Consider the following 13,497-nt stretch of genomic DNA (forward strand, 5'->3'; position numbering starts at 1 on the left):
TCACCTCTGGATGATGGAGCGGTCTCGGCGGTCGGCGGCGTTCCCGCGCAGGACGGTGTAGATCGCGGGAATCACCAGCACCGTCAGAAGGGTCGAGCTGAACAGCCCGAACAGCAGCGAGATCGCCAGTCCCTGGAAGATCGGGTCGGTCAGGATGAAGGCGGCGCCGATCATCGCGGCGACGGCGGTCAGCAGGATCGGCTTGAAGCGGATGGCCCCGGCCTCCAGCACCGCCTCGCGCAGCGGCATCCCGCGTTCCCGCAGGTGGCGGATGAAATCCACCAGCAGGATGGAGTTGCGCACGATGATCCCGGCCAGCGCGATGAAGCCGATCATCGAGGTGGCGGTGAAGGCCGCCCCGAACAACCAGTGGCCCAGAACGATGCCGATCAGCGTCAGCGGCACCGGCACCAGGATGACCAGCGGCAGCTTGAAGCTGCCGAACTGGGCGACGACCAGCAGATAGATGCCGAGGATCGCCACGCCGAAGGCCGCCCCCATGTCGCGGAAGGTGACGTAGGTGATCTCCCACTCGCCGTCCCACAGCAGCACGGGCCGGCTCTGGTCGTCCGGCTGGCCGTGCAGCCGGATCTCCGGCGCGGCGGCGAGCCCGGCGGCGGCCCAATCGACGGTCTTCAGCCGCTCCTGCACCGCCAGCATGCCGTAGACCGGCGCCTCGAACCGTCCGGCCAGATCGGCCATGACCATCTCCGCGAAGCGCCCGTTGCGGCGGAACAGCGTGTGGGAGGCCGGTTCGCGGGCCATCGTCACCAGATCGCCCAGCTCCACCGTGCCGCGCGCCCCCGGGACCGGGGTGGCGAGGAGGCGCTCGGACAGGAACAGGCCGGAGCGCGGCATCCGCACGGCGATCTCGACGGGCGTGCGCCCCGCTCCCCGGTGCGAGTAGCCGACCGGAACGCCGCCGGTCAGCGCGCGCAGCGTGTCGTAGACGGCCTGCTCCTCAACGCCGTGGAATTCCAGGCTCTCGCGGTCCAGCGCGACGCGCAGCCGGTCGCCGGCCGGGCGGACGCTGTTCTCCACGTCGACGATGAAGTCCACGCCGCGGAAGGCGTCCTCCACCGCCTGGGCCGCCTTGCGCCGGGTTTCCGCGTCGGGGCCGTAGACCTCCATGAGTAGGGTGGACAGCACGGGCGGGCCGGGCGGCACCTCGACCACCTTCAGCACGGTCCCGGCGGGCAGGGGCAGGCCGGAGAGACGCGCGCGGATGTCGAGCGCGATGTCGTGGCTGCTGCGGCTCCGCTCGCCCTTGGGGGCGAGGTTGACCTGGAGGTCGCCCTGCTCCGGCTGGTCGCGCAGGTAGTAATGCCGGACCAGACCGTTGAAGGTGAAGGGGGAGGCGGTTCCGGCGTAGGCCTGGACGCTGGACAGCTCCGGCAGATCGGCGATGCTCCGGGCGGCGGCGAGCAGGGCGCGCTCCGTGTCCTCCGGCGCCGCGCCGCGCGGGAGGTCGAGCACCACCTGAAGCTCCGACTTGTTGTCGAAGGGCAGCAGCTTCACCGCCACGTCCTTGCTGTAGAACAGCCCCGTCGCGGCGAGCGTCGCCACCCCGACCGCCAGCAGGAAGATCCAGGCGCGGCGCTTGCCGCGCACCAACGGGCGGGCGACGGCGCTGTAGAGGCGTCCCAGCCGTCCGCCGTCCTCACCGTGCCCGGCGCCGTGCGTCGGCGTCTTCCCCGGTCGCAGCGTCACCATCAGCCAGGGCGTCAGCACCATGGCGGCGAAGAAGCTGAAGACCATGGCGGCGGAGGCGTTGGCCGGGATCGGGCTCATGTAGGGGCCCATCAGCCCGGACACGAACATCATCGGCAGAAGCGCGGCGATGACCGTCAGCGTGGCGACGATGGTCGGGTTGCCGACCTCGGCCACCGCCTCGACGGCGGCCTGGACCGTGCTCCGCCCGTCGCGCATGGACCAGTGGCGGTCGATGTTCTCCACCACCACGATGGCGTCGTCGACCAGGATGCCGATGGAGAAGATCAGCGCGAACAGGCTGACGCGGTTGATGGTGTAGCCCATCAGCCAGGACGCGAACAGGGTCAGCAGGATCGTCGTCGGGATGACCACCAGCGTCACCAGCCCTTCGCGCCAGCCGATGGCCAGGACGATCAGCCCGACGATGGTGACGGTGGCGAGCGCCAGATGGAACAGCAGCTCGTTGACTTTCTCGTCGGCCGTCTCGCCGTAGTTGCGGGTGACGGTCAGCGTCAGGTCCTTCGGCAACCCCTCCGTCTGGATCGCCTGGACGCGCCCCAGCACGCGGTCGGCGATGGTGACGGCGTTGGCCCCGGCGCGCTTGGCGATGGCGATGGTGACGGCGGGGGTCCGGACCAGTCCGCCCTGGCCGTCCGGCACCAGATGCCAGGCGCTGCTCTCGTCGGGGCGCGCCCCCGCCACCACCTCGGCCACGTCCTTCACATAGACGGGCCGTCCGTCGCGGGTGGTGACGAGAAGCAGCCCGATGTCCGCCGTCCCCTGGAGCGTCCGGCCGGCGATCACCGGCAGGCTGCCGCCCGCGCTGCGCAGCGACCCGGCGAGAAAGGCGCGGTTGGCGTTCCTCACCTTGTCGACGAGCTGGTTCAGCGTGACGCCGTAGAGCGCCAGCCGTTCCGGATCGGGCTCCACGCGGATCTGGTCGGGGCTCCCCCCGACGATGAAACTGCGCCCCACGTCCTCGACCTGGGTGAGTTGGCCCAGCAGGTCGTCGGCCACCCCGTGCAGGGCGTTGACGGTCCAGCGTCCGGCGGCCTCCGCCCGGGGCGACAGGGTGAGCGTCAGGATGGGGACGTCGTTGATGCCGCGCCCGACGATCAGCGGTTCCGGGATGCCCAGCGGGATGCGGTCCAGGCTGGCCCGCACCTTCTCGTGCACGCGCAGGATGGCGTCGTCGGACGGGGTGCCGACGAGGAAGCGCGCGGTGACCACCACGCGGTCGTCCATGGTCTGGCTGTAGGTGTGTTCGACCCCGTCGATGCCCTTGACGATCTCCTCCAGCGGCCGGGTGACCAGCTCCACCGCGTCGCCGGCCTTCAGCCCGTCGGCCTGGACGAGGATGTCGACCATGGGGACGCTGATCTGCGGCTCCTCCTCGCGCGGCAGCGACAGGAGGGCGATGGCGCCGACGGCCAGCGAGGCGAGCAGCAGCAGCGGGGTCAGGGGGGAGCGGATGAAGGTCCGCGTCAGCACCCCGGAAAGGCCGAGCTTCATGGCATTCCCCTCACGAGCCCGCCGGGCGGACAATCACGTCGCCGGGCTTCAGGCCGGACAGGATCTCCAGCCCGCCGGGCCGGTCGCCGGCCGCGGAGTCGATTGAGGGAATCGCGCCGCCCGCCTGGACCGGCACCTCCGTCCCGTCGGCCAGCCGGACGAAATCGGTGCCGAAGCGGCGCAGCAGCCAGTCCGGCGGGACCACCACCGCGTCGCGCGTGCCGGTGGCGACATAGACCCGCACCCGCTCGCCGACGAAGAAGTCGCCGAGGCCATCGACCGTGGCGTCGGCGACCACCCGACCGCCGTCCATCTCGGGGTAGACCTGCCGGACGGTCCCGCGCGCCAGCGCCGCGCCGCCGGGATCGGCCGGGCTCACCGGGGCCAGCCCGCGCTGGCCGACCAGCACCGGGTCGCCCTCCTTCAGGAAGCGGGCGTGCCGCTCCGGCAGGCGCAGCCGCAGGATGTAGCTGTCGGTGGCGATGCTGGCGACCGGCTCGCCCGGCATCACCACGGCGCCGGCGATCGCCTTCACCTGAAGGACGCGCCCGGCGGCGGGCGCCAGCACCTCTCCCTCCCGAGCCTGTTGGGCGACGACGGAACGTTCGGCCGTCATGGCGGCGATCTGGGCGCGGGCGACGTCCAGCGCCGCCTGCGCGTCGTCCAGCCGCTGCTGCGTGCCGGTGCCGCTGGCGCGGAGCTGGCGGGCGCGGCCCAGCTCCAGCTCCGCCTGATGCTGCTGCGCCGTCAGCGCCTGGATTCGCGCGTCCAGCGCGGCGAGCCGCAGCGGCAGCTTGGGGTCGCGCACGGTGGCGATGACCTGCCCCACGGCCACCTTGTCGCCCTCCGTCACCGTCAGATCGGCGATGGTGCCGCCGATGCGGGTGCGGGCCAGCGTCTCGCGCACGCTTTCCACGGTGGCGAAGACGGCCTTCAGGTCCTCCACCGGACGCGGCCGGATGGTCAGGGTGCCCGGTTCGGCCGCCGTCGCGGACAGGGGAAGGAGGGCCGCCAGCAGAAGGGCGGCGAGCAGCGGCTTGCGGGCCGGCGGGCTTGGAAGGGGAGAGCGGGGCATGGCGGGGCGCTTCGGACGGGAGGGACGGAACTCAGGGTGTCGTGATCTCATAATTTAGAAATTGCTAAATTAGTGTCAACGAATTAAAAAGCCCGAGCGCCATCCCGAACCGGCACAGAGGAGTTCCCATCGTGAGCATCGACCGCATCGTCATGGCCTTCGCCGGAAGCATGATCCTGCTGAGCCTCGTCCTGTCCCAGCTTCACAGCCCCGCTTGGCTGTGGCTGACCGCCTTCGTCGGGGCCAACCTGCTCCAGGCGGCCTTCACCGGTTTTTGCCCGCTGGCGATCGTGCTGAAGCGGATCGGCCTGCGCCCCGGCGTCGCCTTCCCCTGAGCGAGCGCATGCGGCCGCGCGGATTGAAAGCGGCGGCGTAACGGTGTATGCGGCGCGTCGGGGGCCGTTCCCGCGGTTCCCCCGCCTCTTCACCCGTCCGAAGGATGCGATGCGGTTCACCGTCCGCCCGGTTTGCCTGATGCTGGCGCTGCTGGGGATGCTCTCCGCCGGGCTTTCCGCCCGGGCGGCGGAGCCGCCGATCCGTGTCGGCGTGCTGGCCTACCGTGGCGGCGACCACGCCAACGCCATCTGGGAACCGACCATCCGCTATCTGGCGGAGCGCTTTCCTCAGCGCGGGGCGGAGATGGTGCCGCTCGACCTGCCGGGCATGGACGCGGCGGTGGCCGCCGGCCGCGTCGATTTCGTTCTGACCAACACCGGCAATTACGTGGAGCTGGAGGCCCGCCACGGCGTCACCCGCATCGCCACGCTCCATTCCTCCCGCTCCGGCGCGTCGGGGGCGGCGGTGGGATCGGCGCTGATCGTCCGGGCCGGGCGCGACGACATCCGCAGTCTCGCCGACCTCAAGGGCAAGTCCGTGATGGCGGTGGACCCTGACGCCTTCGGCGGCTTCCAGGTCGCCTGGGGCGCGATGCTGACGGCCGGGGTCGATCCTTACGGCGATCTGAAGGAGCTGCGCTTCTCGGGGTTCCCCGTGGACCGCGTCGCCTTCGCCGTCCGCGACGGCGCGGTGGATGCGGGCGTGCTGCGCGCCTGCGTGCTGGAGGAGTTGGCCCAGGAAGGCCACCTCGACCGCGCGGGGTTCCAGGTCGTCGCCCCGCGGGCGGAGCCGGGGTTCGGCTGCGCCCTGTCCACCGGCCTCTATCCGGACTGGCCGCTCGCCCGGCTGGCCAACACGCCGGAGGATTTGGCGAAGGCGGTGGTGGTCGCGCTGTTCGAGATGCCGGAGGGCCATCCGGCGGCGCTGGCCGGCGGCTATGAGGGCTGGACGGTGCCGATGGACTACCAGCCGGTCCACGGCCTGTTCCGCAGCCTGCGCATCGGCCCCTACCAGCATCTGCGCGACGTCACCCTGCTCGACCTCGCGCAGGAGCATTGGCACTGGCTGGCGCTGGCGGCACTGGCCCTGTTGTGGTGGACGGTCCATTCGCTGCGGGTCGAGCATCTCATCAAGGTGCGCACGGCGGAACTGCGCGCGGCCAACCGCGAGCTGCGCCGCGAGATGACCGAACGCCGCCGCGCCGAGGACACCGCGCGGGAACGGCAGAAGGAGATGGACCATGTCGCCCGCCTCTCCATCCTCGGCGAGATGGCCAGCAACATCGCGCATGAGCTGAACCAGCCGCTGGGCGCCATCGCCAACTACGCGCGGGGCTGCACCCGGCGGCTGGAGGCCGGGGTTGGCAGCCCCGCGGAGTTCGCGGAGGCGTCGCGCGCCATCGCCGCCCAGGCCGACCGCGCCGGGCAGATCATCGCCCGCATCCGCGACTTCGTGCGCAAGCGCGCCGTCCAGTTGGAGCCGGCCGACGTCAACGGCGCGGTGGAGGCGGCGCTGCAGCTCTGCGAGGGGCGGGCGCGCAGCGGCAACATCCCGGTCACCCGCGCGCTGGCCTCCGGCCTGCCGCCGGTCCTGGCCGACCGGGTGCAGATCGAACAGGTCGTCCTGAACCTCGTCAAGAACGCGCTGGACGCCATGGATGGCGGGGCGGACGGCGAGGCGGCGGAAGGACAGGGCGTCACGGTGCGCACCGGCCTGGACGCGGAAGGGCGGGTGGAGATCGCCGTGGCCGACCGTGGGCACGGGCTGTCGGAGGACGCGCGGGCGCGCCTGTTCGACCCCTTCTTCACCACCAAGCCCGGTGGCATGGGGCTGGGCCTGTCGATCTGCCGGACCATCGTGGAAAGCCATGGCGGCCATCTCTGGGCCACCGATCATCCGGGCGGGGGCACCGTCGTGCGCTTCGTCCTGCCCGCAGCGGAGGAAAAGGACAATGCAGGCTGACGCGGCCCGCACCGTTTACGTGGTGGACGACGATCCGGCGATGCGCCACTCGCTGGGCTGGCTGATCGGCTCGCTGGGCGTGGCGGTGGAGTCCTTCGGGTCCGGCGAGGAGTTCCTGCGCGCCGTCCGCGCCGACCGGCCCGGCTGCCTCGTCACCGACGTGCGGATGCCGGGGATGAGCGGGCTGGAATTGCAGGACACGCTGGCCCGCGCCGGCTCCGTCCTGGCCGTGGTGGTCATCACCGGCCACGGCGACGTGCCGATGGCCGCCCGCGCCTTCCGCGCCGGGGCGGTGGATGTCATCGAGAAGCCCTTCAACGACCAGCTCCTGCTCGACCGGGTTCACGAGGCGCTGGAGAAATCCCGCCGGGCGTGGGAGGCGCTGGCGCGAAAGGCCCATGTCCGGGCCCTGCTGGCCCGCCTGACCCCGCGGGAGCGGCAGGTCGCGGATCTGGTCGTGCAGGGCAAGCCGAACAAGGTCATCGCGGCGGAGATCAACCTCAGCCTGAAGACGGTCGAGGTGCACCGTCACAACGTCATGGACAAGCTGGAGGTCGCCTCCGTCTCCGACCTGACCCGGCTGCTTCTGGAAGCGGAATGAAGGGTCCGCCCGGACAGCGGTCAGACCGCCGCCATCGCCTGCCGGACCCAGCCGAGCAGGGCGGGCAACGGCATCGCCCCGGCGGTGCGCGCCACCTCGCGCCCGTGATGGACCAGCACGAGGGTCGGGATGCTGCGCACGCCGAAGCGCGCGGCCAGATCGGGGGCGGCCTCGGTGTCGACCTTGGCGAGGCGGACATGGGGTTCCAACTGGCCGGCGGCCTGCTCGAAGACCGGGGCCATCATCCGGCACGGCCCGCACCACTCCGCCCAGAAATCGATGAGCAGCGGCAGGTCGCTGCGCTCCGCCTGGGCGGCGAAGCGGGCGGCGGTCAGCGCGATGGGCTTGCCCTGGAACAGCGGCTGGCCGCAGCGGCCGCATTTGCCGGCGCCGGGCTGGTCCAGGCGTCCGCGCGGCATACGGTTCAGGGTGTCGCAACTCGGGCAGGCGACGTGCAGAAGGTCGGACATGGCGCGGCTTCCCTCCGGGACGGGCGATTTTATGAGCGTGATCTAATGCAGCGTCCATGAAGCGCAAGAGGCCGGCAGCGCGGGGCAGGGCTGCGGTCGGCGACCCCTATCATTGCGGGGCCAAGCGGTCGGCACGACCCAGGGATGTGCGCCTTCGGCATTGCGGTCGGCGGGGCGCTGTTCCTAGAATGCCGGCCCGTGGCCATCCCCCGCCGGATGCAGCCAGGCTCTTCCGCCCATGTCCTTACGCAGAACCACGATTTCGAATGAAGCCTTCCTTTTCGTCCGCCTCCGCCGCCGGTTGTTCCCCCGTGGACGAGTCCGGTTCCGCCCTGGCGCGTGCGCGGGCGCTGACGGCGGGATGGGGAGCCGGGGCGCGGGCGCTGTCCACGCTGCCCGCGGGCGCGGTTCCCGCGCCTTACCGGGCGCTGCTCGACCACGACCGTGGCATGACCGCCGTTCTGTCGGAGCGGTGGGGCGAACCGGTGGGCGTGCGGGTGCTGCGCCAGCGGACGGAGCCGGACGGGACGGCGCTGCTGCGCGACATCGTGCTGACCGTCGGACCGGACGCGCTGCCGGTGGAACTGGCGAGCATCCGCATCGCGCTCGACGGCTTTGCCGCGGCCTTCGCCGAGCAGCTTCAGGAGGGGACGGAGCCCTTCGGGCGCCTGCTGGCGCGCAACGGCGTCGTCTTCTCGGTGGAGGTGCTGGGCCTGCTAACCGCCTCCGCCGACCACGGCTGGGCCGCGGAGGGGCGCGTGCCGCCCGGAGCCGCTCTGTACGGGCGCCTCGGGCGGCTGGTGCGGGCGGACGGCTGGACCATCGCGGAAACGGTCGAACTGCTTCCCCGCGCGTGATGCCGGAAGCCGGACGGGGTGGCATTCGGCGGGGCATCTGCTAAACCTTGGAAACCATCCACGTTTCCCCATCGGCATCGGTGACCATGACCGCCCCGCATCTTCCCTATCTGTCGCAGTTCTCGCTGGAAGGCCGGGTGGCGCTGGTCACCGGCTCCGGGCGCGGGCTGGGGCTGGAAATCGCCCGCGCCATGGCCGGGTCCGGCGCCCATGTGCTGCTGAACGGGCGCGACTCCGCGCGGCTGGACGCCCAGGCCGAGGCCATCGCCGCGGCCGGTGGCCGGGTTTCCGTGCTGGCCTTCGACGTGGCCGACCGGGAGGCGGTGCGGGACGCCTTCGCGCGGATCGACCGGGACCATGGGCGGCTGGACGTTCTGGTTCAGAATGTCGGGCAGCGCAACCGCAAGCCGCTGACCGACTTCGCGGACGAGGAAATCAGCGAGCTTCTGAACGTCGATCTGGCCGCCGGCCTGATCCTGGCGCGGGAGGCGGCGCGGCTGATGCTGCCCCAGGGCTTCGGGCGGCTGATCGCCGTGACCTCGATCGCCGGTCAGGTGGCCCGCGCCAACGACGCGGTCTACGCCGCCGCGAAGGCCGGGCTGGCCGGCATGGTGCGGGCTCTCGCCGCCGAATATGGCGGAAAGGGCCTGACCAGCAACGCCATCGCGCCGGGCTTCTTCGCGACGGAGACCAACGCCGGCATCACCGGCAACCCGGCGCTGTCCGCCTATTTCGAGGGACGCACCCCGATCGGCCGCTGGGGCCGACCGGAGGAGATCGCCGGGGCGGCGGTGTTCCTGGCCTCGCCCGCCGCGTCCTACGTCAATGGGCATGTGTTGGTGGTGGACGGCGGCGCCACCATTCTCATGTAAGGCCGGTCTTAGAGGAAGCTCCGCCGCCATGCTGGCGATCCCCTTGTCATGCGCTGATCCGGCGGAGGCTTTCCGCGCCCTGTCCGGACAGCCCTGGTCGATGCTGCTCGACAGCGCCGCCCCGCACCCGGCCCACGGCCGCTTCAGCTACATCGCGGCGGAGCCCTTCCGCACGCTGGAGTCGCTGGACGGACGGGCGCATCTCGACGGCCGCCCGGTGGACGGCGACCCCTTCGCCGTGCTGGCGGCGGAGCTGGCGCGCCACGCCCGGCCCGACGGCCCGCCGGGACCGGCGCCCTTTTGCGGCGGAGCGGTCGGCTTCATCGGCTACGAGGCGGGGTTGCGGCTGGAACGCATCCGCTCGCGCCACGCCAACCCCGGCGGCCAGCCGGAGATGGCCTTCGGCTTCTACGACACGGTGGCTGCCTTCGACCATGCGGAGCGCCGCGCCTGGGTGATCGCCGCCCGCCCGGAGGCCGAGGGCCGCGCCCGCGCCCTGGCGGCCCGGCTGGAGGCCGGCGGGGCGCCGCCCCTCGGCCCCGTCCCGGCCGCCCCCTGGCGAAGCGAGCTGGAGCGCGACGATTATCTGGAGCGGGTGGAGCGGGTGCTGGAGTACATCCGGGCCGGCGACATCTATCAGGCCAACTTCACGCAGCGCTTCCTGGCCGAGCGGCGCGCCGGGCTGGACGCCTACGCGCTGTACCGGCGGCTGCGCGCGATCAGCCCGGCGCCCTTCGCCGCCTATCTCGACTGCGGTCCCCGCCTGCGCATCGCCAGCGCCTCGCCGGAGCGGTTCATCCGCCTCAGCGCCGCCGGGGAGGTGGAGACGCGCCCGATCAAGGGCACCCGCCCGCGCTACGCCGACCCGGCTGCGGACGCCGCCGCCGCCGCGGAACTGGCCGCCAGCGTCAAGGACCGGGCGGAGAATCTGATGATCACCGACCTGCTGCGCAACGACCTTGGCCGGGTGTCGCGGGTGGGCAGCGTCCGGGTGCCGACGCTTTACGGGCTGGAGAGCTTCGCCAGCGTCCATCACCTCGTCTCGGTGGTCACGGCGCGGCTGCGGCCCGGCCTGGGGGCGGTCGACCTGCTGCGGGCGGCGCTGCCCGGCGGCTCGATCACCGGCGCGCCCAAGATCCGCGCCATGCAGATCATCGACGAGCTGGAGGTGGCGCGGCGCGGCGCCTATTGCGGCTCGGTCGCCTGGCTCGGCTTCGACGGCGCGATGGACAGCAGCATCGTCATCCGCACCCTGTCGATCACGCCGGATGCGGTGATCGCCCAGGCCGGCGGCGGCATCGTCGCCGATTCCGACCCGGCGGACGAGCATGAGGAGATGATGGTCAAGATCCGCGCCCAACTCCGCGCGCTGGGGGAGGAGCGGGCATGAGTGTCGTCTGGCTGAACGGGCGCCTGCTGCCGGCGGGGGAGGCGCGGATCGACCCGGCGGACCGTGGTTTCACGCTGGGCGACGGGCTGTTTGAGACGATCCGGGTGGCCGGCGGCGCCGCCCGCCATCTCGACCGGCATCTCGCCCGTCTGGCGGACGGCGCGGCGCTTCTCGGCCTGCCGCTTCCCCACGATGCGACGGCGTTGGTCGCTGCCGCCGTGGCGCTGCTCGCGGCGCAGGACCAGGGGGATGGTTTGGCGGAGGGCGTGCTGCGGATCACGCTGACGCGGGGGGCCGGCGCCCGCGGCGTGCTGCCGCCTGCGGACGCCGTGCCGACCCTGCTGATGACGCTGGCCCCCGCGCCGCCGCCCACCGGGCCGGTGGAGGCGGTCGTCGCCCGGACCACCCGGCGCAACGAGCATTCGCCGCTGTCGCGCGTGAAGTCGCTGAACTATCTGGATTCCATCCTCGCCCGGCGGGAGGCGGCGACGCGCGGCGCGGGGGAGGCGCTCCTGCTCAACAGCGCGGGGCGTCTGGCCGAATCCAGCGTCGCCAACCTGTTCATCGTCCGGGACGGGCGCCTGCTGACCCCGCCGGTCGCCGAGGGCGCCCTGCCGGGCATCCGCCGCGCGCTGATCCTGGAACGGGGCGATGCCGGGGAGGCGCCGCTATCCATCGCCGATCTTCTGGGGGCCGGGGAAGCCTTCCTGACCAACAGCTTGGGCCTGCGCCCCCTGCTGCGCGTCGACGGGCAGCCCATTGGCGCCGGGACCGTTGGACCGGTGACCGCCGCCCTGCTGAAGGAGGCCGAGGCGGAGTAGGGCGCCCGGTTACGGGCGGAGGTAGGACCAGCCTTCTTCCTGAAGCTGCATCAGCCGGACGACGCCGGACGGCACCAGCTTGGCCTCCGGCACCATGGGCACCTCGCCCTGCTCCACGCGGATCATGCCGTTGCGGGTGTTCTCGCAGGCGGAATAGGTCAGGGTCGGCAGGCTGCCCTTCAGCGACGCCAGCCGATCCTTCACCGGCGAGCGGTCGGCGCGCAGCATGTGCAGGCCGGGGCCGAAGGTGACCAGCTCGACCTCCACCGTTTCGCCGATGGCCTTGTAGTATTCGATGATGTTCTTGACGTTGTTCAGCGCCATGTTCATCAGCGCCGGGTCGTTGCTGCTGACCTGGATGGCGACGCGGTGGACGCCGGGCTGGTCCGCCCCGGCCTTCCGCCCCGCCATGGCGGCGGTCATCCCGGCGAATCCGGCCAGGGCCAGCGCCGCCCGGCGCGTGGAGCGCATCGCCATGTCATCCTCCCTTCCGCTGTGGGGGCTTCCGCTGTCGTAGCACAATGCCCCCCGGCGCCGCTTGTTCCCGAAGGGAGAGGGGGCGCGACGGAAGGGGGAGGGCGTCAGCGGCGCAGCGCGTGCCGGGCGGCCTGGACCATCATCATCTCCCCCACATTTTCCGGGGTGACCAGACCGACCAGCCGTCCGTTCCCGTCATCGACGCCGACCGCGGGCAGGCTCTTCTCCTGCATCAGCCGCAGCGCCTCCTCCAGCTTGCCGTGCCGGTGCATCACCGGGATGTCGGGGCGCATCACCTCCAGAACCGGCGTGTCCGGGCCGCGGTCGCGCAGGGCGCGGATCAGGTCGTCGCGGGTCAGCACGCCGCGCAGCGTGCCGGCGCCATCCACCACGGGAAACTCGTGCTGGGTCGTCCGGATCAGGCATTGCACCGCGTCCTCCAGCACGCCGGAGGGCGGCAGCGTCTCGAAGCGGGTGACCATGGCGTCCGACAGGACCACGCCGTGGGTGATCTCGCGCATCTGCACCGCGTGCGCCTCCGACGAGGCGCCCAGATAGACGAACAGCGCGATGAACAGCAGCATCGGGTTGCCGAACAGCCCGAGCAGCCCCAGCCCGATGGCCACCGCCTGCCCGACCGAGGCCGCCACCTGGGTGCCGCGGACATAGCCCATGCGGCTCGCCAGCACCGCGCGCAGCACGCGTCCGCCGTCCATGGGGAAGGCCGGGATCAGGTTGAACAGCGCGAGGAACAGGTTGACCACGGCCAGCCGCGACAGCACGTCGATGCCGGCGTTCCGCACCTCCGCCGCCCCTGCCGGCACGAAGCCGCCGAGCGCCGCGTAGAGCAGCGCCGCGATCACCAGATTGACCGCCGGTCCGGCCAGCGCCACCACCAGCTCCTGCGACGGCTTTTCCGGCAGGCGCTCCAGACGGGCCACGCCGCCGATGGGCAGCAGCGTGATGTCCGGGGTGCGGACGCCGTAGCGCCGGGCGGCGAAGACATGCCCGAACTCGTGCAGCAGCACGCAGAGGAACAGCAGCGAGAGGAAGACCACCCCCTCCAGTGCCGCCGGCCAGCCGCCCTGCGCGTGGTAGGCGGCGCCGATCCACAACAGGAACAGGAAGAAGGTGATGTGGATGCGGATCACCGTGCCCTTCACGGTGCCGATGGGGATCGACCAGCTCATCCCGACCTCGCCTCGCGCTGTGACCGATGTGGGTGTGATCCTTATGTGGTGATCCCGGGCGCGTGGCGACACGGTGCGCCTCTGGCTGTCATCGCATCCTCACATCCTGGGTCCTCTCAACCATCCAGCCATATTTTTGCTGTTGTATGTATTACTAGTAGCGCAACTGTTGGCGATCTCTCTGATTCGGCTTGTGCTTGCCGGCGATTGCGCACTACCAT

12 protein-coding genes are annotated in these 13,497 nt (G+C 71.7%); 7 read left to right on the plus strand and 5 right to left on the minus strand.

Going from position 1 to position 13,497, the window contains the following annotated elements; all coding sequences use genetic code 11:
• Together ABVN73_RS21285 and ABVN73_RS21290 are read right to left on the minus strand one after the other, a co-directional pair.
• Positions 1 to 3,225, minus strand: coding sequence for an efflux RND transporter permease subunit (locus tag ABVN73_RS21285; RefSeq protein ID WP_353861202.1), 3,225 nt, complete (start codon positions 3,223 to 3,225; stop codon positions 1 to 3).
• Between the two features lie 10 nt (positions 3,226 to 3,235).
• Entirely contained in the window at positions 3,236 to 4,300 is a 1,065-nt protein-coding gene (locus ABVN73_RS21290) for an efflux RND transporter periplasmic adaptor subunit (protein ID WP_353861203.1), read from the minus strand.
• A gap of 131 nt (positions 4,301 to 4,431) precedes the next feature.
• Between ABVN73_RS21290 and ABVN73_RS21295 the strand changes: the two genes are divergently transcribed.
• From ABVN73_RS21295 to ABVN73_RS21305, 3 genes are all read left to right on the plus strand, one after another.
• The gene (locus ABVN73_RS21295; protein WP_353861204.1) at positions 4,432 to 4,635 is read left to right on the plus strand and encodes a DUF2892 domain-containing protein; all 204 of its coding nucleotides are present in this window, start codon (positions 4,432 to 4,434) and stop codon (positions 4,633 to 4,635) included.
• 109 nt (positions 4,636 to 4,744) lie between these two features.
• Positions 4,745 to 6,598 (plus strand): PhnD/SsuA/transferrin family substrate-binding protein, encoded by a 1,854-nt coding sequence (locus ABVN73_RS21300; protein ID WP_353861205.1) that lies wholly within the window; start codon positions 4,745 to 4,747, stop codon positions 6,596 to 6,598.
• Positions 6,588 to 7,199, plus strand: a complete 612-nt coding sequence (locus tag ABVN73_RS21305) for a response regulator (protein ID WP_353861206.1) — start codon at positions 6,588 to 6,590, stop codon at positions 7,197 to 7,199. Before ABVN73_RS21300 ends, ABVN73_RS21305 begins: the two co-directional genes overlap by 11 nt.
• A 20-nt stretch (positions 7,200 to 7,219) precedes the next feature.
• Here ABVN73_RS21305 and trxC read toward each other — a convergent pair whose 3' ends face one another.
• Positions 7,220 to 7,669, minus strand: coding sequence for a thioredoxin TrxC (trxC, locus tag ABVN73_RS21310; RefSeq protein WP_353861207.1), 450 nt, complete (start codon positions 7,667 to 7,669; stop codon positions 7,220 to 7,222).
• 311 nt (positions 7,670 to 7,980) lie between these two features.
• Between trxC and ABVN73_RS21315 the strand changes: the two genes are divergently transcribed.
• The 4 genes from ABVN73_RS21315 (at position 7,981) to ABVN73_RS21330 (ending at position 11,609) form a co-directional block, all read left to right on the plus strand.
• Entirely contained in the window at positions 7,981 to 8,526 is a 546-nt protein-coding gene (locus ABVN73_RS21315; protein WP_353861208.1) for a hypothetical protein, read from the plus strand.
• Between the two features lie 86 nt (positions 8,527 to 8,612).
• The gene (locus tag ABVN73_RS21320; RefSeq protein WP_353861209.1) at positions 8,613 to 9,398 is read left to right on the plus strand and encodes an SDR family oxidoreductase; all 786 of its coding nucleotides are present in this window, start codon (positions 8,613 to 8,615) and stop codon (positions 9,396 to 9,398) included.
• Between the two features lie 28 nt (positions 9,399 to 9,426).
• Positions 9,427 to 10,788: an aminodeoxychorismate synthase component I gene (gene pabB, locus ABVN73_RS21325; protein ID WP_353861210.1), complete on the plus strand. Its 1,362-nt coding sequence runs from the start codon at positions 9,427 to 9,429 to the stop codon at positions 10,786 to 10,788.
• Positions 10,785 to 11,609, plus strand: coding sequence for an aminotransferase class IV (locus ABVN73_RS21330; protein WP_353861211.1), 825 nt, complete (start codon positions 10,785 to 10,787; stop codon positions 11,607 to 11,609). Before pabB ends, ABVN73_RS21330 begins: the two co-directional genes overlap by 4 nt.
• 9 nt (positions 11,610 to 11,618) lie before the next feature.
• On the opposite strand, the gene ABVN73_RS21335 is transcribed toward ABVN73_RS21330, so the two are convergent.
• Together ABVN73_RS21335 and ABVN73_RS21340 are read right to left on the minus strand one after the other, a co-directional pair.
• Positions 11,619 to 12,086, minus strand: coding sequence for a hypothetical protein (locus ABVN73_RS21335; RefSeq protein WP_353861212.1), 468 nt, complete (start codon positions 12,084 to 12,086; stop codon positions 11,619 to 11,621).
• A gap of 104 nt (positions 12,087 to 12,190) precedes the next feature.
• Complete coding sequence (locus tag ABVN73_RS21340) at positions 12,191 to 13,276, minus strand: site-2 protease family protein (protein WP_353861213.1); 1,086 nt, start codon at positions 13,274 to 13,276, stop codon at positions 12,191 to 12,193.
• Positions 13,277 to 13,497 lie beyond the last annotated feature (221 nt).

Origin of the sequence: Azospirillum formosense, assembly GCF_040500525.1 — a bacterium.
GTDB classification, from domain to species: domain Bacteria; phylum Pseudomonadota; class Alphaproteobacteria; order Azospirillales; family Azospirillaceae; genus Azospirillum; species Azospirillum formosense_A.